The following is a 24,594-nucleotide window of genomic DNA, read 5'->3' as shown; positions in this document are numbered from 1 at the left end:
TATAGACTCATCCAAAGCCTTAAGGAACAATATCGCCCAGCACAAGGATCTGACTCGCGCGGACGTTGGTCCCCTGATACTTGGGTGCCTTTAACTCTTCCTCCGGATTCTTCAAACGGAACGCAACCGGCTGCCGATCCGGTTGATCGGGGTGCACCTCGATCGTTACCTCATGAACAGTCTCTGGGTCGACATCGCCTGCCAGGGAAAGCGTCGCAATTCGGTGATACGTGCAATAGCTGTCAAACCGAGGCACAGGCTTTTCGCGAAGTTTGCCATCGACCGAAATAATGACCTGCCCACCATCGGGGCCAAGCAAGTCGTACAACTTGGCGGAAGAGCCTTTAAAACGGAAGGTCAGCTTGCTGCCAGGCTCGGTCGCTTCGTAAATCTGGCCCATACGTTTGCCAAACGACTTCTGAAGCTGGGCCTCTTCAGGCAGTGCCTTCCAGTTTCCGCTAAGCATGTCCGGTTGAATCGGCACCATCTTGGCGGCTTGCCAGTGATCTTCGACAAACGAGGTCTTTAGCTTGGCCTGGTGATCTGCAGGATGGGCATCTGTGGCCATCTGCTGGATCGCGTCGGCGAGCACTTCGGTATAGAGTTCGTGACCAGCATCTAAGGGATGTACACCATCTTTAGAGAATTGGATCTTGTCTTCTTCAGGCTCATCGCTTTGAAACGTGAGTTTGCCGTCCGATTCCAGCTCCACTATCTTCTTCGCGAAGTTAACCGATGGAATCCCATAGTGATCGGCTAACAATTCCATGGCTGACGCTGCCTGAGGACATTCACCTTTACGTAGTGGCTCCTCGTAATTAACCCGAAAGGTATAGACAAAGCAGATATCGGTCTTCGGATTTGCTGCCCAGGTCTGACGAACGATCCCTTCCATGGCCTTCCAGATCCGGTCCGGCGAGGCACCACCATCATTCACGGCAAATTCAACAAACAAGAGGTCTGGTTTGTATTGCAGGGCATCTCGCTCTAAACGAAAGACCCCCAAGTCGCTGCCAGTACCGCCGATTGCCGCATGGATCTCCTCGATCGTTGCCGTAGGGTACTTTTCTTTCAACCAGGTAGTCGTCTTGACTCGCCACCCATTGGCTGCCGTAATCGATCCTCCGAGATAGGCAACGCGAACGGTCTCGCCAGATTCCAGCTTTTTTTGCACATTGCCCAATCCATCACGAGGCTTTACTAACTCTGCTGGAACAGTGTGATAGGTAGGTTCAGCCGATGTGACCGTGGGTATGAATGCGACCAGAATGAGTGCCAACGCGGCAAACGCAGATTTCATGAGGACAACTCCGTTGAGGTAGGTTTTCAGAGGGCTCTTTAGTCTAATTGCGCCCGACAACGTTTGCGAGCCAACCAATAAAAAGCCCAGGCTCTAAAAACCTGGGCTTATCTTTCGGAATCGCTGCGAGAATAGCATCGACTACCCAAACAACGCGGCAATCGGCTTCCCACCGTCCGTAATCGGCACGGGCCTGTCTCCGTCGTAAAGGGACTTTGCGTAGTCGATTCCCAGCGAAGCGTGAATTGTCGCAAAGAAGTCCGGCACCGAGACCGGGTCGGAAACGATCTTCTGCGAAAGCTCATCCGTCACTCCGTACGCGCCTTGATGCTTCAAACCACCGCCGGCCAGCACGCAAGTGAATGCCGAGCTTTGATGCCCGCGTCCGCCGCCACCATCGAATTGCGGTGGCCGACCAAACTCAGTCGTAATGACAACGAGCGTTTTATCAAGCAACTTCTGGTTCTCCAAGTCGAGAATCAGTGCCGCGACGGCATCGTCCATTTCGCGAATCAGCTTATGCTGATCAAGAATACCTCGATTATGAACGTCCCACCCCGCCCCGTTCAGGAAATTCAGGTTGTGAGACACTTCAATAAAACGCACTCCTCGCTGAACAAGTCGACGGGCAAGAAGGCAACGTTGACCGAATTCACCACCATAGCTTTCCCGCAGTTCGGCCGACTCGCTATCCAGAGCAAAGCTCTTCATGAACTCCGGCCCACTCAGGCGAAGGCTCAATTCAGCTGCGGCTTCGTAGTCGCGCAGGCGCGCATCTCTTGTTTCTGGCTGCACGTCACGCAGAGACGTCAGATACTTCTCGCGGCGCAACTGTCGCTCAGGCGTGATCGCATCGGGACGAGAAAGGCCAGCCGGTCCGCGTCCTGTCTCGGTGAGATAAAGATAGCTATGCTGTGCTCCCAAGAAACCGGGGCCCCGCGAACTATTTGGGTATCCTATCAGTACGTACGGTGGTGCCGCATCGGAAACGGCTCCCCGCTCGTGCGCGATAATTGAGCCTAGCGAAGGATACACGACCGTGCCGCTGACAGGCCGACCAACATGCATCCAGTTTGTAGCCGCGGCATGCTCGTCGATCACTGAATGATTCACGGTACGAACCGCCGTGATACGGTCCATGATCGACGCCACCTTGGGTAGATGCTCGCACAATTCTACGCCGTCTACGGCAGTAGGAATCGAATCGTAGTACGAGCCGGCCTTCTTCTGACTGGGATCACCTTTACGTTTAGGATCAAACGTGTCGATTTGCCCCATCCCTCCACCAAGCCAGATCGAAATCACGTGCTCGGCCTGACCTTGAATACGTGGACCATCCAACGAAGCCCATGCCGGTGTTGCTGCCATGCTCGCAGCTGCGGCACTAGTCGCCAGGAATTCGCGTCGGTTTAATGCTGAGATATTCATTCTATATATCCTTATAGCGGATTTGGTATTTCTCTTTGAAAGAACTCGTGAGTCATCAACTGCTCTAGGGCATCCATACAAATTCTTTAAGATTGACGACACTCCACACGAAGTCTTCGTAACGCATGCGCCAGTCCGATTTAAGACGCGGATCAGCAGGTGGACCCTGGCGAACACGCTGGGCATGCTCCTGCTGAATCGTGTTCGCTTCCGATCGCAAATGATTCGACCATGTAACTTGGGGCAAACGCTCCCGTGGTTCTGGTTGAACGATCTCACTTGCGGGAACCAGTCGGTCTTCAAAGCCTTCGGATAGGCGTTCATTAAATAACAAACGTTCCTCATCCGTAGGATATCGACTCAATAGCCGAAGAAAGATGGAATCGATCAAAGCATCAACCGATTTGGCATCCACCGCCAAGTCAGCCAAAACCGAATGGTTAGATGCTTTTGTCAAGTTGATTGTCAAGTTGCTATTTGCCATGACGGCCGGTTGCCGAATATTCGGATCGGTTTCACGATCGGTCTTGGGTGCCTGGCGATCGGCCGACCATCCAAACGCCGTAAGCATTTCCGCAACCATGGCAGCATAGGGAAATGTCAGGCTCGGTCGATCTCGCTCGTTGGAGAGGCTCACGAACATCCAACTGCGATGCGGCGTCCCAAAGTTGTTCCGGCTACTTGCCGCACGACGACCGTCAGGATCGATCGTCATCGTTTCGACATCCATATCTTGTCCCGTTGCAACGTATAGCGAGTCGACAATTTGCTCGGCCGTCATCCGGCGACGCTCTGGTGCATTGAACAGCCGCTGGGCAGGTTCAGCACTCAGATTTTCGCCAATCGCCTCTTGCTGATACAGATCCGACGTCATGATCACCTTAACCAGGTGTTTAATGTCATAGTCGTTTGCAACGAGTTCTTTCGCCAACCACTCGAGCAGTTCTGGATGACTTGGCGGATTCCCTTCCCAGTCTTGCGGAAGTTCGACAATGCCGGCACCGATCAGGCGACGCCATACGCGATTGGTAATCACCTGTGCGAAACGTGTGTTCTGCGGGGCCGTGATTAACGTCGCTAGTTTCTCGCGGCTATCGTCCTTGTTTTGCATCAAACTCCACAACTGCTCGTCGTCATCTGCCCCTGTCAGTTTTGCGAAAGGCCAAGTCGGTGTCACGGGTTCCCCTGGCTTCAAGGTTACCTTAATCAAAGACTCTCGCTCTTTGGCCTCAAAAAACCCTGGAGGCACGGTACTCGACGTAGGCACCGTCACCGATTTCCGAGCAAACATGGCCGCAAGCGAGTACAGATCACGCTGGGTCGTGGAATGATAGGGAGAGTCGTGACAGCGAGCACATTGCATCTCGACTCCTAGAAACGCGCTCGCTACGACATGTCCCTTGGCTGCGAATGGAGAGTCATTCTGGGCTGCCTGAGCAAAACCAGCACTACCCCCTTCCGGTGCACTACCACGCATCATCATCAATTCGGTGACCATTCGATCGACTCCCTTGTCATCGACAAGCGAGTCGTACAGGAACCAGCGAAACGGTCCCGTCGCATTGAGTGTCGCGTTGATCATCGTCGGATTTTCCGCAAGAAGATCCTGCCAGTAGCTGACCCAGTGATCCGCCCAACGCGGGTCGGCGAGCAACTGATCGATCAGCTTTTCGCGTTTATCAGGAGATTCGTCGTTTAAGAACGCAGTCACGTCGGCCTCAGAAGGGACGACACCAACCGTATCGAGAAAAGCTCGCCGGATGAATGTAGCGTCATTCACGATCGGGGAACGTGTCGTACGGTCTGCAGCGAGTGACGGCTGTGGCCACTTCGCTCCATCGGCAATCCACTTCTCGATAATCTGGATCTTCTCTTCCGAAACAGGCTTGCCAGTTGGTGGCATCCTCGTCTCTTCGTCCTTACTTCGCATCCGCGTGATCATCGCGCTGGCATGCGGATCGCCTGGCGAAATAGCTGGCTCGCCTGAGAAACCTCCCATCACGGCCAGCTCACGGTCGTTCAGCGAAAGACCACCTTTGTCTTTATCGCCATGACAGCGAAAACACTCACTACGAAGAATGGGTAACACCTTCGAATGAAAATGATCCGATTCGGCCATGGGCGAATCACTTCTAGCTGCTTTGACTTCATCGAGTCGAGCGACGATAAACGCATCCACCGGGTGCTTTATAGCTGGCAAAGTTTTCGGAACGCTTGGCTGCGGATATGAGGCTACCCAGTCTCGTCCCATCTTGTGACGCTGCGTCCAGCGTTGATCTTCAATCGCTGCTGCGACATGGCGAGTGTGGTCATTGAGTTTTGTCATGGACGCTGAAATTTGATCAAGCTCTGCTTCGACAGCGGCGTCGATCAAAGGCAGCGGATCACTCGCAAGATTTAACGGTCGCAATACCGAGAAGGTCTCTTCGCCGTCGGTGCTGATAGCCACCGTCAGTTCGCCAGGCTCAGCTCGGAAACGCTTGCCACCGGCGATTGCTTCCACGACCACGCGAACAGGGCCTGATTTCTCAATGGAAATACGCTCTTTCACTTCCTGGCAACGATGCCACTTCGCTCGATGCCCCGGTGCAGGCGGCTCTGCTACAGGCGTAATCGGCTCTTCGCCATCGGGAGAACCCGAAAGAGGTTCGGTTTTCGCAATCAGTTTACCGTCGACCCATACCCGCGACATACTTCGGGCCCGCAGAAGCAGCGTGTGGTCGCCTTGCGGTAGCATCACGTTGCCTGCCATCCGTATAACAACTGGTGCCTTCCAGGCCGTACGAATTCCCCAATCGTCATATTTCAGGGGAAGCTGGTCAAGCAAGAACGACTTGCCAGTCCATCGTGCGGCAACTTCCGGGAAGCTCTCGTCCGTCATCAGCCAGCGATCATGGGCAGGAAAGTCCTCATGAAATGTGACTTGAATCTCGTTCGGAGCGATATAACCGAGAGCAGGCATGGTTTCTGGTGCCGGACCGATAATCGTTCGCTTGCCCTCGTAGCGAAAACGCTTCTGGATCGTTTCGTCACTAAGAATCTCGCGATGAATGGCAATCGAGTCGAGCCCACCTCGGAAGCTCGCCGTCGATGCACCTCCCATCGAGGAACCAATCCAGATTTCATCATCGTCGACAACGGGAGCGTCCTCTGTCGGACCACCCATATCCCAGAAGCCGTCGACCTTCTGCCCGTCGATCCATGTACCAACGCTCTTAGGCTCGCCAAATCGATAAGTTGCCGCGACATGATGCCAACCACTGCGAGGGACAAACCCTTCGCGTGATGTCCAGCGATGCCAATGCTTTTGGTCTCCCGTGGTGCTTGGGGTAGCGAACAGGAAACTCACGCATGCCTTGCCATCAAGACGTCGAATACGAAGAGCCCAGTTCTGATTGTCACGTGCAAAGCCTGCTCGATTCGTTCTCCCTTTGCCAATCACATAGGTGTTATCCCCCTCACCCAGTTCACGGATATTAACCCACGCCTCCAGGGTAATTTCATCGCCGTTGGTGAAATCGAATGGACTGAGCTTACCGGGGTCGGAGAAAACGAATCTCGCTCCACTGCCATCAAATTCAACAGCCGTGTTATTGACAGCAAAGTCGGGAAAACTCGGCGGCCTGGGGCCGGGTACGTCGCGATGGACTCCGCCCACAGATCTAAGCGGCGTCTCCTCTTCAGTCCCAAATTCCCAACTCGCAGCGGGCTCTTCCGCGATCGCAAAAGGCAAGCTCCATGTCGCCAGTAGCAAACACGGAATCAAGATTGGACGGATAAGATTCATAGGATGGCCTTCCTAAATCGTCATCATGGTGGGAGGTGATTGGTGGGCAAAAAGTGGAAAGGCAGGCGTCAGTCTCTAAGTTCAAGCGTGAATTTATTGTCACCACGAGCGACGACCTCAGCTGTGAGTTCGCTGGTGGAAAAACTGGTGTACTTCTTCGGAATCAATGACTTGGGAACCGCCATTTCGGTATTCGCAGCGGCCTCGGCCATGGTGCCTGCATCGGCTTCGGTTGCGGTGATCGATACTTGATGCGTTCCAACAATGGCTCCGTCACCGTTTCCGTATGTCGACAGCGAAAAGCTACCATCCGATTGGATCGCTCCGGTTGCCGGGGAGCCTGCTTCAGGCCGGAAGCTTACCCGGCCATATGGAAGTGGCTTGCCGTTGTAGGTGACAACTCCCGATACAGGTGCTGTCTCCAGCCCTTTCTGTCCGAAGCATCCGGAGCAGAGCATCACACTAGCCGAAGCCATTAACAGTAAACTAAAGAAGCGCATATCAATCTCCAAAAGTCATCAACGGGGGTGCGATGACGAAATTCTCAGCTTTGGGTTATTACTTGTAAGGAAGGTCTAAGGAATGGAGTGGGTTTCACCACCATTAATCGTGGCAACCGCTCTGTAGACGTCAAAGTTGATGGTCTCAGGTAGGAAATGAACACTGCCGTCGGCCGCCACAAAATTGGCACCACCGGGGTGTTTACTGGTAAATGGTAAGTGGTTGAACGCAATCCCATCATTTCGATCACGGCGCGAGTTGATCGTGTCCTCGTAAATGATCTTCACGTTGTAAAGAGCACCATTGACGGTACTGGTCGTTCCCGCGATCCAGACTCGCACGTTGCCGGGAAACCCGCTATTGACGCCTGTACGATCACTGTGCGTGTAATCACCAATCATGATCGTATTACTTAAACCGTCGACAATATCGGCAGCGCGACGCTCGCCATTGATCCGGAAGACACCGTTGGACGTGATCATCCCATGCCCGGCATTGCCCGGCAGGTTTTGATCACGGGCCGGGTCGTTGAAGTAGACGCCAGCAACCCCTTGGTAGGTAAGCAGTGCCCCGTCGGAAAACAGCGAACTCGACGTATTCTTCGAAGCTCCATTGAAACTCGGACAGATGTACCCATCGATGACCGTTCGACGGATATCTTGATGGGCGGTCCCTAAGGGATTCTGTGAAAAGTCGTACTGATCATACAAAGCGTTCTGCTCAATGAACGGTAAGATAGCCACGGCCCAACCATGTGAATTCCACTGGCCAGACTGCAGCTTGTAATAGGAACCAGGCGGGAAGCTCCCCTGACTGATATCCATATAATTATGACAAGCCAATCCCATCTGCTTCAGATTGTTCGAGCATTGCATACGACGAGCTGCCTCGCGGGCCTGTTGCACGGCCGGCAGCAAGAGAGCGATAAGTATTCCGATGATTGCGATAACAACCAGCAACTCGACAAGCGTAAATCCTGGCTGACGTGACCGTGAAAATGATGGATGCATAAAGGGTGACTTTCGTGAAGAGATAAATGAAATGAGTTCAAGGAATTAAGGGCTGGCCAAAAACAAATAAGGAATGTGGTTGGCCTTCTGCCGTAAGGCCATACTTTGATGGGGCAAGGGAGGATAAGGATGTCTCAGGTAAAAGCTGGGCGTTTCAGTGATTACTCGACCTCCGGCAGACCAGCAATGAAGGTTGGATCGACGATGTCATCGTCATTCAGGGCATCCTGAAAAAACAATCCGTCGACAATTGCCCCGTCTTCATAGCCTAGGTCGGAAAGGTCAATTCCTACTGCAATTGCGTGAAACTTGACGGCCTGAACGACGGGTATCGATTCAAATTTTTCTAATTGGGCCAGGGACCGGGGCACTTGCTCAAACTTCTGCAGGAACAGCGTTTGCACTTGCAACGCTTCCGGTGACTCCAAGGTAAGGTCGTAGGAAGTCACCGTATGCGAATGCAAGCCCTCTCGAAAATCGAGCGGGCTCACATGAAAGGCATCGCCTACAAGCGGGTTCGAAAACATTTGAAGCTCAAAGAAAACAACGTCCGCTCCGGGACCGTTCTTCACAGGGCGATCAAAACGGATCGCCATGCCAGGCGTACCGTATTGCCCTGCTTCTTCATTAACAGCCAGGTTGGGACTCGCATCTAATGGCTGCCGACTTCCGCCAATGTTGATAGCACCGGTGCGGATGCTTCGGTCCGAAGCGAAGCTGGAATGAACTTCCGGTAACTGTTTATCTCCGATCAAATAGCCGTGGCTGTCCTGAGCATGGAAATGCGTGATCTGAGAACCGATGAGGTCTTCCACCGTATAGTGATACCGCTCACCACCGCGCTGAACCTCAACGCCAACCAACTCGCCGGCACGGCCATCGCTTGACATCGCCGCTTCGTAAGCGACAACTCGATCTGGCAGATGCCGCGTGTATTGCTCAACCTTAAAAGGAACGGAGACTGCTACCTGCGGGTCCTCGTAGGAAAACCGACGGGCATCTGAGGAGCTAAGGCGCAATCCGGATGCCTCGCTTTCGACATTCGTTTTTACCGCCCTTTCCTTTCCGTAGATGTCAGCTGCCCCTTCAATAACTTGCACTTCAGTAGCATTATCTTCCAGCACAACAACTGAGAATCGCGTACCACGATCGATAACATTCACTTCCGGTGTCTCTACCTGAAAGCCCTCGGCACCTTCAGGAGCATGGACACTGCAACGGCCAATATCGAGGGCTAATTTCTCGTTAGATTCAATTCGAAAGACAGCCGGGCCTTCGATAATTGCAGACGCCCCCTTTTCAAAAGCGAGCTCGACCATGCCCTCCATCAATACATAGTCACGCTGCTGTATCGGAGAAGAATAAATCTTCGGAGGCATCTCACCGAAGAATCGAGCGTGGGCCAGGTTGGCGAATTGCACGCCGTCGATCCTCTGACTATGTGTTGTTGGCTGAGAGCGAGTCTTTTGGGAACCTGAGTCTTGCGCGACAGGCCTTGGCCCCAGAGGAAGCATCGCTCCGATCAGGAACGCGATCGGCAACAAGATGGCAATTGCCAGTCCCGATTGCCAAAGGGCTACGCCTGAACCACGAGTGCTGTTTGCTTCACCATCTCGTGATGCGAGTTCCGACAAGGACTCTTGATTCACAGAGAATACAACTTCAGGTAGATCCTCGTGAATTTGCAAAGCATCTAAATAGAGTTGCCTTGCTGTCGGATCTTCTTTTAGCAACTGGTCGAGCCCAAGAAACTGCTCATCGGTAATCGAGCCATCGATCAATGCGGTGATCAAATCGCTCATTTGGCGATTGCCATTGCTATTGGCTTCACTCACAGTGTACCCTCCGCAGCAAGCGATTTACGAACGCAGACAGCCAGCAAGTATCGGATTCGAGCCAAAGAACGATAGAGCTTTGCCACAGGCTCTTCAATTCTCTGTGCCAAACTCTCAACGGTCTCGTCACTGAAGTATCGCATTTCAACCAAACGTCGATCTTGGTCCTCTAACTTATGCAGACATCCGGCGAGGGCCGCTTTTCGCCGTTCCGACAACTGCTGATGTTGCTGGTATTCGGCTGCGATCGCCTCGACCACTTCCTCCGAAAAATGACGCCTTCGCGTCTTGGCACGCTTTCGATGCTGCAAGACCTCGTACAAGGCAAAACGGCATGCCCAATTGAAGAATGGTTGCGTCGAATCGAATTGGTCGAACTTCCGCATCAGGGCAATTGCCGTTTCTTGGAGAATGTCGTCTACGTCAGCCATCACTGGAACCAGTGCGCAAACATATCGCCGCAAGCGACCTTCGTCCTTGGCATACAAACGAACAAACTCTTCATTCTTTTTGGTGAATGTCACGTGAGCTCCGCCTTGGCCTTACACATGAGAGTCATCCTTAAACCAACCAATTCTCGCCAGAAAATTGTGAAACTTATACTTTCCCAGTTCAAATTCACCACAAAGACGAACGCAAGCCCTTTTCAACAAACAACTTACGCAATCCGCAGCCACTACAGAAATCTGCCCGATTCTAAGCGTGCGGATCCAGACTTGGCATTCTCTTGAGACTCTTCATCGATATGGCTTGGCCAAGAAATGGTCTTCAATGCCAAGGAACACACTGCACGACCACAACAGCGTTTACCTATCATTAACATGGCAGTGATGCGATTGCAGCGTAGCAAGTGATGCTTGACGGCAGATGAGCCAGGAACACCCCCAAGGGCAATAGACAACACAAGCTCTTTAAATATAACAACTTACAGTCTACCACTACCCCTGACGACTATCTTATTTCGTCGTAGGCTACTCAAACCCGGGCTTCTGCTGTCGCCATCTATATTCACACCGCATCATCACTGCGCTAACACGTCCTTAACAATCGCCTCTTAGACTCATTCGTTTGAAGTCCCGCTCAGCTTGCCGACAGGGAAGTAGGAACTTCGATCGGTTGAATTAGCAAATTACGCATCTCTCGGTAACTATGGCTTCGGGCGAAGTACAGGACGACCTTCAGTATCACGGTGCTCGTCATCGGTGGGACCTGATCGACATCCAGGAAGTCTGGAGGTTTCGCGAGTTGATCTGGATGTTTGCCCTACGTGACTTGAAGGTCCGTTATCGTCAGACATACGTCGGCATTGCCTGGGCAGTCATCCAACCGCTCGCCATGCTGCTCGTCTTTAGCTTCTTCTTCCAAATATCGGGCGGCAGTCCCTCGGATAGTGGCCTGCCCTATGCGATTGTCGCACTATGCGGCTTGATTCCCTGGCAACTGTTTGCCTCGACGGTAACTTCAGGCACCCAGTCGATCGTGATGAACAAGCAATTGGTGACGAAGGTATACTTCCCTAAGATTATCCTGCCTATCTCTTCTGTTGCCATTTCGTTGGTCGATTTCAGCATCGCTTTTTGCATGTTGCTTATCGTCATGGCCTGGTATCAGGTTGTGCCAACAGCGGCGATTTTTCTTTTACCATTTATGATCGTGAGCGTTGTTGTCTGCTCGCTCGCCGTCTCCCTATGGCTGTCTGCTCTCAATGCGATCTACCGAGATGTTCAGTATCTCGTTCCATTTATGCTCCAGGTGGGGCTACTGGCGAGTCCCACCGTGTACGAAGCCTCGATGGTTTCACCGCAATGGAGATGGCTGTACTCGCTCAATCCAATGGTTGGCCCTCTAGAAGGATTTCGCTGGGCATTGCTGGGCACGTCTCCACCGGCAATGGCCCCGATGGCAATCTCTCTCGGTTGTATGTTCGCCATCCTAATCGGAGGCATGATCTATTTCCGACGGATGGAACGTTTCTTTTCGGATCGAATCTAGATGCAGAATCCCGCGATCCGAGTCGAAGGACTGGGAAAGAAGTTCAAAATCGGTACCCATCAATACGGTCATCGCCTGACCGAGTTGATCTCAGGCTATGCGCGTTCGGCCATCACGGCCCCAGCCAAATACTTCGGCGGTCAAAGCAACTCAGTTACTCACACGCCAGCTGAATTCTGGGCATTTCGCAACCTCAACTTCAACATTCAGGCAGGGGATGTCGTCGGAATCATCGGTCGCAATGGAGCAGGAAAAAGCACTCTACTGAAGGTCCTATCGCGTATTACGGAGCCAACTGAAGGCCGCTTTGGCGTTCGGGGGCGAATCAGTTCACTGCTGGAGGTCGGTACCGGGTTTCATCCTGAATTGACAGGCAGAGAGAATGTTTACCTCAGTGGCGTTGTGCTGGGCATGAAGCGAGCCGAGATAAAGCGGAAGTTTGATCAGATCGTCGCGTTCTCTGGTACAGAGAAATTCTTGGATACGCCCGTAAAGCGATTCTCATCAGGCATGCAAGTACGACTCGGATTCGCCGTGGCAGCGTTTCTAGAACCAGAAATTCTCATCGTGGACGAAGTCCTTGCGGTGGGCGACCACGAATTTCAGAAGAAGTGCCTGGGGAAGATGTCTGATATTGCCCAGGAAGGACGCACGATTCTTTTCGTTAGCCATAACGCTGGTGCCGTGAAACAAATGTGCACGCGATGCATTTGGCTCCGTGACGGGTCGGTCCACAGTGATGGCGATCCCCAGTCGGTGCTCACCGACTACATGTCCCCTGACCAGGGAGACCTCTACCACTTGCCTGTGCAGGGAAATCTGGGCGTAGAAGTCCGCTCCGTTTCGCTCAACGAGGTCCCCCTCCGTATCGATCGGCGTGTCCGCTTCACTTCGCCATTCGACCTGACATTCGAGATCGCTTCGCAGGCATCCCTACCCAATCTCCAGTTGGCGGTGCGTATTGGCAAACGCGAGACTCCGCTCTGCGAACTTAATACTGCCTACGACGGAAATTGTGTATCTGTCGATTCAGACGATCTGGTTTCGGTTACTTGTCACATTCATTCTCTGCCACTACTTCCAGGCACCTACGACCTCTCGCTAAAGATCAGTGGTACCGGATTGAGCAGAGACCTGCTTCCCTGGACTCCGGTCGGAGAGCTTGAAGTTATCCCCAATCTCGAAAACGAAGACTGTAACGACGCTCAATTCCACAGGCCCTTCGAGTCGCGTCCTCCAGTCCACTGCGCTCACACTTGGGCGGTTCGGCAAAGAGAACCATTGACTACGAGAAATGAATAGCCCAAGACATTCTCGCAATTGCCATGCGATGCGAGAGCACCTCATTGACATTAAACATGCCCCAAATGGCCAAGAGCCAATTTGACATTTAGGTTGAAAACGACGAATGAACGACTCCATGAACAGCATTCTTATCACCGGCGGCACGGGGTCGTTCGGAAATGCCTTTGTCAAACGCCTTCTTACCCTGAAGGATGTCCCATCACGCATCGTCATCTATTCTCGTGATGAACTAAAGCAGTATGAAATGCGGCAGAGGTTTCCCGCTGACGAATATCCTCAACTCCGGTATTTCATTGGAGATGTTCGCGACGGCGAACGATTGGCTCGTGCGATGGAAGGGATCGATACGGTCGTTCACGCCGCTGCATTGAAACAAGTTCCGACCGCGGAATACAATCCGTTTGAGTGCATTCAGACCAACGTGATGGGCGCTCAAAATGTCATCTCGGCTGCCCTGCAGCAGAAAGTCCGCAAAGTAGTTGCCTTGTCCACCGATAAAGCGTGTGCTCCCATAAATCTGTATGGTGCTACTAAACTATGCTCGGACAAACTGTTTGTCGCAGCGAATAATATTAAAGGGTCTCGTGAGGTCACGTTTTCCGCAGTTCGTTATGGAAATGTAATGGGCTCCCGCGGTTCGGTTATTCCATTTTTTATGGAACGTCGCAACAGCGGAACGCTGCCAATCACCGACCCACGCATGACTCGCTTTAATATCCTTCTTAGTGAAGGTGTCGACTTAGTGCTGACGGCGTTAAACAAATCATTGGGAGGTGAGTTGTTTGTCCCGAAGATCCCTTCCTATCGGATTACGGATGTTGCGACAGCAATCGGTCCAGATTGCGAACAAAAGATTATTGGCATCAGGGCAGGCGAAAAACTACACGAGGAAATGATTACCGCGATCGACTCCTTGCAAACTCTGGAGACTGCCAATCATTTCATTATGATTCCATCGCACCCACATCGAAGCTTGACCGAGCAAATCAAAAGGTTCACCGACTTCCACGAGGCTGAGCTTGTCCCAGAAGGTTTCTCCTATTGTTCTGAAACAAATGATCAATGGCTAACAGTTGATGACATCAGGAACTTGATCGAAACTCAGATATTCTAGAGTTCCTAGTCACGGTTTCACTTCACCCCGTTTTTCTAAGCGGCTGCACCATGATTCCCTATGGGCGTCAACAAATCGAACAGTCCGATATCGACGCCGTCGTAGCCACGCTAAAAAGCGATTGGCTTACCAGTGGCCCACGCGTTGAAGAATTTGAGAAGCAGTTCGCGGAATTCGTCGGTGCCAGTCATGCGGTTGCGGTAAACAGTGGTACGGCCGCACTACACCTGGCAACCATGGTTGCCGAGCTTGGGCCTGGTGATCGATTGCTGACCAGTCCGATCACATTTCTTGCTTCAGCAAATTGTGCCGCGTACGTTGGAGCAACGCCTGACTTCGTTGACATTGACAGGGCAAGTCGAAATCTTTGTCCCCGGGCCCTTGAAGCGGCCTGGCAACCGGATACGAAGGCGGTTGTGGCAGTCGACTTCGCCGGTCAACCGTGCGATATCCAAGGCATCTCCGAGGTAGCAAGACCCCGCGGTGCAATTGTGATTGAAGATGCTTGCCATGGGATTGGCAGTGCGATTCGCAAGGACGGAAAGGCCGTGAGAAGTGGCGGACACGACTGGGCAGATATCACAACGTTTAGCTTTCACCCTGTCAAAACCATGACCACGGGCGAAGGGGGCATGCTTGTTACCAATGACGAAGAATTGGCAAAGAAAGCGTACATCCTGCGTAACCACGGCATGACGCGAGAGGCGAGCGAATTTACCGGTTTGGGCAGTGGTGGAGCGCAATTTCAGCCAGGCCCCTGGTATTACGAAATGCATGAACTCGGCTTCAACTATCGAATTACCGACTTGCAGTGTGCGCTCGGCATTTCACAACTATCTCGCTTACCGCAATTCATAAAACGACGCCAGGAAATCGTTGCTGCCTATAACGAAGCGTTTCATAATCTCGAGTTCCTTCATCCCCCTGCCCTAAGTTCGCATGTCGAGCCTGAGCTGATATCTTGGCATCTATACTCGGTTGAAATCGATTTCGAATTACTTGGCATTACTCGTGCCGAATTCATGACGGAAATGCGAGAAAACGGAATTGGAACACAAGTTCACTACATTCCGATCTATTTGCAGCCATACTACCGGCAGAACTACGGATACTCGCCTGGCAAATGCCCCGAAGCCGAAGCCTACTACGGCCGAGCGTTAAGCCTGCCTCTGTATGCTGCGATGACAGACTCCGATGTGCAAACCGTAATCGACACGGTAAGAAGCATGTGCCAGAGGAGGTCATCATGAAAATCGCAATCATTCCCGCCCGAGGGGGGAGCAAAAGAATTCCCCGAAAGAATATTCGCATCTTCGCTGGAAAACCGATTATCGGATATTCTATCGAAACTGCGATCGCCAGCGGACTTTTCGACGACATCATCATTTCGACGGACGATCACGAAGTAGCTGAAGTCGCCAAGTCTTTTGGGGCCAGCGTTCCGTTCCTGCGACCCAACGAACTCTCATGCGACTACACACCGACTTTACCCGTGATTCGGCATGCAATCGAACAGATTGAAGCCAATGCCGGCCAAGTTGAGTTGGCGTGCTGTATTTATCCAACGGCTCCGTTTCTACGAGCTCAAGATTTGGCCGATGGGTTTCGTTTGTTAAAGAACAACCAACAGGCGGAATTCGCGTTTTCGGTAACTAGTTTTTCTTTTCCCATATTTCGATCGCTCAAAATTGAAGGGGATCGTGTCGGCATGTTCTGGCCGGAACATGAAATGACTCGCTCTCAGGACCTTCCCGAAGCATTTCATGATGCGGGCCAGTTTTACTGGGGAACGCGCGACGCCTTTCTGCATGCGGGTGGCATTTATTCAGCAAATTCCCATGCAGTCGTTCTACCGCGTTACCTGGTCCAAGATATCGACACAGAAGAAGACTGGATTCGAGCGGAACAAATGTATCTTGCCAGCCAATTCACTTTACAAGGAGACAAGCCGTGCTCCTGATCCGCGCGGATGCGAGTGTTTCGATGGGGACCGGCCACATCATGCGCTGCTTGGCTTTGGCTCAAGCATGGCGAGGTCAGATTGGTCCCGTCAAATTTGTTTCCTCGGAAATGCCGAACCGCTTGATTGATCGTCTTAAGAACGAGTCGTTCGAAGTCATCATGAACGACGCGGCAGCGGGAAGTAAAGAAGATTTACAACACCTTAAAACACTCATCGACGATGAAAAGGCCGTACGTGTCGTTGTGGATGGATATCAGTTCGATGATTCTTACCAACAAGGCTTGGCGGATCACAATTGTCGCGTCCTTTTTTTTGACGATTACGGGCATTGCTCGCATTACGAAGCTGATTGGATATTGAACCAAAACTTAGGTGCCGATCCCGCATTGTATGACAATCGCGGTGGCCGTACGAAGCTATTGCTGGGCAGTGCCTACGTCCTACTTCGCCAGGAATTCCTTGGTCTCGGAGTCAAATCCCGTCCTCGTCGGAAGCAAATCGAAAATATATTGATAACGCTCGGCGGCAGTGATGCTCACAATTTAACCTTGCCAGTACTGTTTGCCTTAAAGCAGATTGCAGAGAAGACTATGGACGTGAAAGTCCTTCTGGGCCCCGGAAATCCACATAGGTCATCAATAGATGACGTTTTGTCAGAATTCCCTTGCTCCATAGAAATACTTGATAATGTTTCCAATATGGCTCCTACATTAAGTTGGACAGACATCGCGATCTGTGGGGGTGGGAGCACCAATTGGGAGATGGCTTATTTTGGCATTCCACGAATCGTACTCATACAGGCGGACAATCAGCTACTCGCTTGCCAGTCGCTAATGATGGCTGGATGTGCATCGATTCTCGATGCTCGCCACACTTTCGATGAGTTCCAGTTGATCAATGAATTACGCCTCCTCCTTACTTCCACTTCACTTATTCAGCAAATGTCGCATGCCAACCAAAACATCGTGGATGGGCATGGAGTCAATCGAGTTTTGTTAGAAATCGCTCCAGATGGATCCAGTTCACATAATTGATGGGGCATTACCTTATGAATAACAATAGCCCGCGACATATTTCGCTTATTCCCATACTAGAAGTGGATTCGAATATCCAAAGCAGAGTCAGAGACATTCGAAATGAGGATGCGGTTAGAAAATGGATGTATACCGACCATTTTATTTCTGAGGACGAACATCTAGCCTGGCTGGACCAACTCAGAATCGACTCCAAACAACGGGTCTTTGTCGTTCTTAACGAAGACAACAATCCACTGGGTGCGGTTAGCGTAAATGCACTAGATCGTCGACATCGAAAGTCTGATTGGGCGTTTTATCTAACAAGTACATCTCGTGGTGGAATGGGTGCAGCCCTCGAATTCGCATTTATCGATTTTGTCTTTGATACGCTGGCATTAGAAAAGCTGAATTGCGAGGTCCTTGAGGGAAACGATAGCGTCGTGAAGCTTCATAAGAAGTTCGGTTTCGTGGAAGAAGGTTTTCGTCGATCGAACATCATTAAGGAAGGAAGGCGAATTGGAGTCCACTTATTAGGACTGCTCAACTGTGAATGGAGAACGTCCCGCCAAGCCATCTATGACAAATACAAGTCTCGATTCGACCAGTTCACGTTCTCGATCAGCTTTAATCGAGAGTAACAGACGATCTGTAATGACATCAGCGTGTGCTCATTACTTTTCTAGAGTAACAACACATGAACGACTTCAAAATTCTCGGCCGTGAAATAGGCCATTTTGCACCGACATATGTCATCGCCGAACTTTCTGCCAATCATCATCAGAGTATTGAAAGGGCCAAGGAATTGGTACATACCGCCAAGGATGCAGGGGCGGATGCCATTAAACTCCAAACCTATACGGCCGATACGATAACGATTCACTCGAGCAACAAACCATTTCAGATTAGCGGCGGAACAATTTGGGACGGAAAAACGCTATACGACCTTTACCAAGAAGCCTATACGCCCTGGGAATGGCAGCCTGAACTGAAAGCATATGCAAACGACTTGGGCATGGATTGCTTTTCATCGCCATTCGATCCAACATCTGTAGCGTTTCTCGAGAAAATGGAGGTTCCATGCTACAAAATAGCTTCTTTTGAGATCGTCGATACCGGCCTTTTAAGGGAGATTGGCCGAACGGGAAAGCCAGTCATCATGTCGACAGGCATGGCCACACTGGGCGAGATCGACGAGGCCATTTCAACACTCCGCGGCGCAGGTGCTGGCCCGATTGCGTTGCTCAAGTGTACCAGCAGTTATCCTTCGCCTCCGGAGGAAATGAATCTTCGCACTATACCTCACATGGCATCTGCCTTTGGAGTCCCAGTCGGACTATCTGACCATACCCTAGGAATCGCAGTCCCCGTCGCGGCGGTAGCCTTAGGCGCATGTATCATTGAAAAACACCTGACGCTTTCGCGTGATGAACCTGGACCAGATAGCGCCTTCTCTCTTGAACCTGACGAATTCAAGGCAATGGTTGAGGCCGTGCGAACCACCGAAAAAGCGATGGGGCAAATCAACTACTCCCCAACCTCAAGGGAACAAGCAAGCCGTACGTTCCGACGTTCGCTATTTGTCACACAAGACATCAAAGCTGGTGAATCATTCACTCCAGATAACGTCCGATCAATTCGCCCTGGTAATGGACTCGAACCAAAGTGGCTGGATGTCGTTTTGGAATCAAGAGCGACGACGGATCTCAAGCGTGGCACGCCACTAGAATTAGCTCATCTCGCCCAGACAACTTCGGCATACAACAGCTGACATGAGTACCATCCCAGAGTATTCCAACGCCGGCGAACTTGCCTGGCTAATTGAGCGTTTACCGGAAGTCAAAACTCGGCACCCCCGTGCAGAAGCAAACTACTATGGTGCAGCTTCAGAAGTCGCTAAGCAGCTAGGTAAACCAGCTGACAGCATTCAAACCGGAGCGTCTTGGCTACATGGGTGGATTTGGGATCCGATTCAGTTTCCCGAGCAGGTTACAGACGTCAAGCTGCGATGGTTTCGGCATCTACTTGCAAGGCAAGATCAAGTCGAGCTTCTGAAAAGGTCTGGTTATACCGATGTGCATGCGGTTGGCTCACCTTACATCTATGCTTCGAGCGAAGAAACGCAGCGACGCCCCAATTCGCTGCTGGTGATGCCTTATCACTCGTTGCCTCATACCGTTCATGACTTAAATGAAGAGACTTACGCCGATGAAATCGCTGCTCTGAAGAGTGAGTTTGATGTCATCGTTGCATGTATTTCGGGCACTTGCTTGAAACGTGGCATGTGGAAAGATGCGTTTGAGAAGCAAGGCATTCCCTGGATTCGTGGAGCCAAACAGGACGATCAGAATGCGCTTTGTCGAATGGCTACCTTGTTCCGCTCTTTCGAGTGCATGACGACCCATACAATCGGGTCTCATGTTGCCTATGCCGGTTACTCAGGCTGTCGCGTTTCATTCCATGGTACCTATTTTGAGCCAAACGAAAACGTATACCGTTATGCCCCCGACTATCATGGCAAGCCCCAACTCTTAGCAGCCAATCTGCATAAATGCTCTCAGAACTTCCTTCGAGAACAGTTCCCACAGTTCTGGGCTCATCCGCGCGAAGGCTTCTCAGACTACCATTGGTATGCCAATCAACTTGGTGAGCCGAACAGGTGTTCGCCTGAGGAACTTGCAGAACTACTCAACTGGTCACCTTCATTATTGGGTTTTGCTCAAATCCGCGCTGATTGGGCAGCGAAAGACCTGAAAGTATGGATGAAGAAGATACGGAGTCGGCTTATCGGCCCAGCGGCTTCGACAGAGAAGTTATAGCGAATTCGTTGCTCATAGATTCGCAATCGCTTCGTGACTTTGAGATGACTGAGCCAACCCCTGATAGAGTTTCTCTAAGTCGTCGACAACCCTATCCAGAGCAAACCGCTCAACGGCCAGGCGTCGTGCGTTTTGTTGGTACTCCGATCTTTGCTGGGCATCGCCAAGAAGGTTTCTGAGCGCCAAAGCGATCGATTCAATCTCGGCCTCAACGACGTGACCTGCTCTGTATTCAGTTACCTCAGGCACATTGCAGCGGTGGGTCAGCAGCATTGCCAGGCCGTATCCCAGCGCTTCGATCACCGCGTTTGGCAAGCCCTCAGAATGACTCGTAAGCGCGAAAATATCGGCGGCCTGCAGTGTTCTGTTTTTTTCTGCACCGTCGATAATGCCTGGAAATCGGACACGATGCTCCAGGCCATGCTTCCGCACGAACTGCTGCAGATTGGCCTGTATACCCTCGTCCGGACCAGCAATGATTAATTGGGCCCTGGGGAACTCGGCACTTAGTCGCTCGAAGGCACCCAGCAGTAAGTCGATTCCCTTGATTTGAGAGATCCTTCCCATGAAAAGAATCAAAACATCATCTTCGGCATGTCCCATCTGATGACGAATGGCTTGCCTGGACTCCCAAGTCTCTATCGGCGGCAAAGAAAAACCATTAGGAATCACGGCGATCCGCTCAGGGTGAACTCCCCACTCGAGAAGCGTCTCTCGTTCGTATTGTGAAACGGCCTGGCAAACGGCCGCTTCGCGCACGATTCGATTTTCGTAGCAGTATCGAAAGAGCTTCTTCTCAATTGATTTGATCTGCAAACGCTTAGGACACAATGCTCCTTCCGCGTTGTACACGTACGGAACACCGACTCGCCCGGTCAACTTCCGTACCATCTCATTGGTTAGCGTGAGGCCAATATTGGTTTGAACGACGTCCGCTTCTGCAAGAATCTCCTGAAGCGGACGGCGAATGCCTGGGGTGTAAAAAGGTGGCATTCGATGGTGCGGAGAAGTTGACGTATAGCGGATCTGATACCCGTCGTTCTCAATCCACTTGTCGCGAGGGAATTCCTGGGGCAAGTCAATGTCGGTCGTCAAGACACGTACTTCGTGACCTCGAGCCGCGAGTTCCCGGCAAACGACCTGGGCCTGAACTACAGGACCACCAAATCGAAGGACAGGTAGTGGATAGGGAATCACCTTGACGATCTTTAAGGGACGATCCACAACGAAAACCCAGGAATTCTGATCAATCGAAAACAAGAGCCCGATCCGTTCGCAGAAACCAACATGATAGTTGCCGGAACAGGCTAATCCCTCATTTTATCAGGCAAATCGACTACTTCGCGTTAAGTGACTGGAAAGAAACGGTTAACTCATCTTGGGCCTTGACTAGTCTAGCTTGTTTGCCCGTGCGATCTTTTTGCTTGCCAAACAGCCTAATATCGTGGCAAACTTGAGTATTGGCAGGCCCTTACGAGATCTCCCTTCGTCACTCAGGGCCAAGCCCCCGCCTCACGAGCCCCCCTATGTTACGTTCTACTCCCCAATCAACTCGAGCAGTCTGTCTCTTCCTATGGTTCACCTTGGGCGGCTGGACATACGCCCAGGAAGAAACTTTGCCCCAAGACTTCTTCGAAAAGTCGGTCGCGCCAATCCTCTCCTCTCACTGCGTTACCTGTCATAACGACCAGAAGCAGGAAGGAGGTCTTTCGCTTTCCGATAGACAGTCTGCTCTCAACGGAGGAGACAGCGGCGAATCGATCGTTCCTAGACAAACTGAAGCGAGCCTTCTGCTCGAATACGTCATAGGCGATCCACCCGAAATGCCCAAAGGAGGCCAACCACTATCCAACCAAGAGATCGCCATCCTTCGCAGGTGGATTGCTGGCGGAGCTACCTGGCCCAAAGAGCTAAAACTGGAAGCAGAAGATCGTTGGTGGTCTCGCCAATCATTAAGCCGGCCATCAGTCCCGGAAGTCCCCCTGGCATCCAAGTCCCGTGTAAGAACCCCTATCGATGCGTTCATCTTGGCTCAACTTCACAAGCAGGAAATGGACCTGTCTCCCGAGGCAGATGCGCGAACGCTTGTGCGTCGTTTGTACTACGATCTGATAGGTCTTCCTCCGACACCCGAGGAAATGCGTCAATGGACCTCGCGACTCAATCAGGGAGAAGAGGGATACCAACAGTTAGTTGAACACCTTTTGGCCTCGCCTCACTATGGCGAACGCTGGGCACGGCATTGGCTAGACGTAGTGAAATACGCCGATACATGCGGTTACGACAAGGACAAGCTCCGCCGTAACGCGTGGCCTTACCGCGACTACGTCATCCGTTCTCTTAATGATGACAAACCTTATGCCCGCTTCGTCGAAGAACAGATTGCCGGCGATGCCCTTTTTCCTGGCGAGCAAGATGGCATCTTGGGGCTTGGCTTCATAGCAGCAGGCCCTTGGGATTTCATTGGTCACGTTGAAGTACCTGCCAGCAAGATCGATGGTAAGAATGCGCGAAACCTCGATCGGGACGAGATGGTATCCAATACGTTGAACACGTTTTGCAGCGTGACCATTCAGTGTGCCCGATGTCACGACCATAAGTTTGACCCTTACACCCAACAGCACTACTACGGTCTCCAGGCTGTATTTGCGGCGGTCGATCGGGCTGAACGCCCCTTCGACATGGATCCGCAAATAGAGAAAAAGCGATTACAGCTTGTAGGCGAAAAGCAAGCCATTGAGCAACAACTCGCCAGCCTGCAACGAGAAATGGCTGCCGACGGGGGAAAACGACTAACGGAACTGCGTGCCCAGGTCCAATCGCTAGGACAGCAGGCAAAACCTGAGTCAACAGTCCCGCAGCATGGCTATCACAGTCATATAGAAAAGACAGGCAATCAATCCAAATGGGTGCAAATTGACTTAGGCAACCCCACCGAAATTTCGAAAATTGTCTTGCATCCTTGCTACGACGATTTTGCAGGTATCGGACCAGGCTTTGGTTTTCCACTGCAATTCACAATTGAAGCCGCTAGTGATGCCACTTTTGCTGATTCCCAAAAATTGTCCGACGAAACCACTCAAGATTACCCCAACCCTTTACTAGCGAGCTACGAAGTCGAAGTGCCCATCACGGCTCGGTTCGTTCGTATTACGGCGACCAAGCTTGCTCCAAGACAGAATGATTTCATCTTTGCGTTATCCGAGGTAGAGGTATTCGACGCAAACGATCAAAACATTGCCCTCAAGAGCACGGTCCAATCTCTTGATTCCATTGAAGCCCCCGTACGCTGGCAACGCTCCAATCTTGTTGATGGCCTTTGGCCAAAATCTATTTCAGCCAAAGCATCCGAAGAGCTTAATCAGGCGAAGCAGGCACTGGCTGAGCTAGAAAAGCAAATCGAAACGCCTGAGCGAATCACTCAGAGGGCTGAATTCACAAAGCGCATCCAAGACATGGATGCACAGCTCAAGTCCCTACCTTCCGGCAAAATGGTCTACGCAGCAGCAACGCATTTCAATCCACAGGGATCTTTTCAGCCGACCCAAGGCACACCGCGTGACGTCCATGTTCTCCATCGAGGCAATGTCACCGAACCACGCGCCAAAGCTATGCCAGGCACTTTGCCGTTGCCAGGGAAGAACGCGTACGAATTCGCTCTACCTACAGATCACGATGAATCAGAACGCCGCGCGGCATTGGCCAAGTGGATCACGTCTCGAGATCATCCACTAACCTGGCGAAGTATCGTCAACCGCCTATGGTATTACCACTTCGATCAGGCAATCGTTGGCTCACCGAATGACTTCGGTCGCATGGGGCAGATGCCGACACATCCGCAACTACTCGACTGGCTGGCCGTGGAATTTCGCGACAACGACCAGTCTTTCAAACATCTGCATCGTCTAATTGTCACCAGCAGTGTCTATCGCCAGTCATCTCAGCACAATGAAGTTCATGCTGCGAAAGACAGTAGCAATCGATTTCTATGGCGTATGAATCGACGGAGATTAGAGGCCGAGGAGATCCGCGATTCGATTCTTTCGGTCAGCGGGAAGTTGGACACGTCGATGGGTGGGCCAGGCTTCTTTGTCTTCAAGCTTGAAAAAGAAGCCCACTCTCCTCACTACGAGTACCACAAATTCGACCCAAGCGATCCGGCTAGTCATCGCCGAAGCATCTATCGGTTCATCGTCCGTTCGCAGCCCGATCCCTACATGACGACGCTCGACTGTGCCGACTCATCCCAAAGCACTCCGAAGCGGAGCGAAACACTCACGGCACTTCAGGCCCTATCGATGCTCAACAACCCATTTCAGTTGACCATGGCGCAATCGTTTGCCGAACGACTTCAGCACGAGGCACCAACGCTGCCGGAGCAGGTCGAACTTGGCGTCCAGTTGACACTCGGCCGTGAACCAACTGACTTCGAGCGAGAGAAGTTCACCGCATTTGCCCAAGAGAATGGGGTGGCCAATCTATGCCGCGTGTTCTTCAATCAAAGCGAATTTGTTTACCTCGATTAAC

At 51.7% G+C, this 24,594-nt stretch carries 18 protein-coding genes; 10 read left to right on the top strand and 8 right to left on the bottom strand.

Annotated features, from left to right (window positions below; genetic code table 11):
* Positions 1-19: 19 nt before the first annotated feature.
* The 7 genes from C5Y96_RS02755 to C5Y96_RS02725 all read right to left on the bottom strand — a co-directional run bounded on the left by C5Y96_RS02755 (position 20) and on the right by C5Y96_RS02725 (position 10,385).
* Positions 20-1,300, bottom strand: coding sequence for an SGNH/GDSL hydrolase family protein (locus C5Y96_RS02755; protein ID WP_105350006.1), 1,281 nt, complete (start codon positions 1,298-1,300; stop codon positions 20-22).
* Between the two features lie 141 nt (positions 1,301-1,441).
* Entirely contained in the window at positions 1,442-2,668 is a 1,227-nt protein-coding gene (locus C5Y96_RS02750) for a DUF1501 domain-containing protein (RefSeq protein ID WP_233198805.1), read from the bottom strand.
* A gap of 124 nt (positions 2,669-2,792) precedes the next feature.
* Positions 2,793-6,515, bottom strand: a complete 3,723-nt coding sequence (locus C5Y96_RS02745; RefSeq protein WP_105350004.1) for a DUF1553 domain-containing protein — start codon at positions 6,513-6,515, stop codon at positions 2,793-2,795.
* A gap of 68 nt (positions 6,516-6,583) precedes the next feature.
* Complete coding sequence (locus C5Y96_RS02740; RefSeq protein WP_233198744.1) at positions 6,584-7,015, bottom strand: hypothetical protein; 432 nt, start codon at positions 7,013-7,015, stop codon at positions 6,584-6,586.
* Positions 7,016-7,090: 75 nt separating this feature from the next.
* The gene (locus C5Y96_RS02735; RefSeq protein WP_105350003.1) at positions 7,091-8,026 is read right to left on the bottom strand and encodes a DUF1559 domain-containing protein; all 936 of its coding nucleotides are present in this window, start codon (positions 8,024-8,026) and stop codon (positions 7,091-7,093) included.
* Positions 8,027-8,187: 161 nt separating this feature from the next.
* On the bottom strand, positions 8,188-9,861 hold the full coding sequence (locus C5Y96_RS02730; RefSeq protein WP_105350002.1) for a FecR domain-containing protein: 1,674 nt from the start codon (positions 9,859-9,861) through the stop codon (positions 8,188-8,190).
* Positions 9,858-10,385 carry a sigma-70 family RNA polymerase sigma factor gene (locus C5Y96_RS02725; RefSeq protein WP_105350001.1) on the bottom strand — a complete coding sequence of 176 codons (528 nt, stop codon included), beginning with the start codon at positions 10,383-10,385 and terminating at the stop codon, positions 9,858-9,860. The genes C5Y96_RS02730 and C5Y96_RS02725 overlap by 4 nt, the downstream gene beginning before the upstream one ends.
* Before the next feature lie 625 nt (positions 10,386-11,010).
* Here C5Y96_RS02725 and C5Y96_RS02720 point away from each other — a divergent pair.
* From C5Y96_RS02720 to C5Y96_RS02680, 9 genes are all read left to right on the top strand, one after another.
* A complete protein-coding gene (locus tag C5Y96_RS02720) occupies positions 11,011-11,853 on the top strand; it encodes an ABC transporter permease (protein ID WP_105350000.1) in 843 nt (280 codons plus the stop codon).
* The gene (locus tag C5Y96_RS02715) at positions 11,854-13,155 is read left to right on the top strand and encodes a polysaccharide ABC transporter ATP-binding protein (RefSeq protein ID WP_105349999.1); all 1,302 of its coding nucleotides are present in this window, start codon (positions 11,854-11,856) and stop codon (positions 13,153-13,155) included.
* Between the two features lie 118 nt (positions 13,156-13,273).
* Entirely contained in the window at positions 13,274-14,272 is a 999-nt protein-coding gene (pseB, locus tag C5Y96_RS02710; protein ID WP_233198741.1) for a UDP-N-acetylglucosamine 4,6-dehydratase (inverting), read from the top strand.
* A 50-nt stretch (positions 14,273-14,322) separates the two neighbouring features.
* Positions 14,323-15,522: a UDP-4-amino-4,6-dideoxy-N-acetyl-beta-L-altrosamine transaminase gene (gene pseC, locus C5Y96_RS02705; protein ID WP_105349997.1), complete on the top strand. Its 1,200-nt coding sequence runs from the start codon at positions 14,323-14,325 to the stop codon at positions 15,520-15,522.
* A complete protein-coding gene (gene pseF / locus C5Y96_RS02700) occupies positions 15,519-16,232 on the top strand; it encodes a pseudaminic acid cytidylyltransferase (protein WP_105349996.1) in 714 nt (237 codons plus the stop codon). The genes pseC and pseF overlap by 4 nt, the downstream gene beginning before the upstream one ends.
* On the top strand, positions 16,223-17,269 hold the full coding sequence (gene pseG, locus C5Y96_RS02695; protein ID WP_105349995.1) for a UDP-2,4-diacetamido-2,4,6-trideoxy-beta-L-altropyranose hydrolase: 1,047 nt from the start codon (positions 16,223-16,225) through the stop codon (positions 17,267-17,269). The genes pseF and pseG overlap by 10 nt, the downstream gene beginning before the upstream one ends.
* A gap of 14 nt (positions 17,270-17,283) precedes the next feature.
* Entirely contained in the window at positions 17,284-17,889 is a 606-nt protein-coding gene (gene pseH / locus C5Y96_RS02690) for a UDP-4-amino-4,6-dideoxy-N-acetyl-beta-L-altrosamine N-acetyltransferase (RefSeq protein WP_158261059.1), read from the top strand.
* Between the two features lie 56 nt (positions 17,890-17,945).
* Entirely contained in the window at positions 17,946-19,019 is a 1,074-nt protein-coding gene (gene pseI / locus C5Y96_RS02685; protein WP_105349993.1) for a pseudaminic acid synthase, read from the top strand.
* 1 nt (position 19,020) lies between these two features.
* Positions 19,021-20,067, top strand: coding sequence for a hypothetical protein (locus C5Y96_RS02680; RefSeq protein ID WP_105349992.1), 1,047 nt, complete (start codon positions 19,021-19,023; stop codon positions 20,065-20,067).
* A 12-nt stretch (positions 20,068-20,079) separates the two neighbouring features.
* Here the strand turns inward: C5Y96_RS02680 and C5Y96_RS02675 are convergent, their stop codons facing one another.
* Complete coding sequence (locus C5Y96_RS02675) at positions 20,080-21,291, bottom strand: glycosyltransferase (protein WP_146115492.1); 1,212 nt, start codon at positions 21,289-21,291, stop codon at positions 20,080-20,082.
* 302 nt (positions 21,292-21,593) lie between these two features.
* Here C5Y96_RS02675 and C5Y96_RS02670 point away from each other — a divergent pair, with 302 nt between their 5' ends.
* On the top strand, positions 21,594-24,593 hold the full coding sequence (locus tag C5Y96_RS02670; RefSeq protein ID WP_105349990.1) for a DUF1553 domain-containing protein: 3,000 nt from the start codon (positions 21,594-21,596) through the stop codon (positions 24,591-24,593).
* Position 24,594: the final 1 nt, after the last annotated feature.

Source organism: Blastopirellula marina (genome assembly GCF_002967715.1).
Classification (GTDB): domain Bacteria; phylum Planctomycetota; class Planctomycetia; order Pirellulales; family Pirellulaceae; genus Bremerella; species Bremerella marina_B.
Note: the sequence above shows the minus strand (reverse complement) of the source record. Positions and strands in the feature narration are given on the sequence as shown.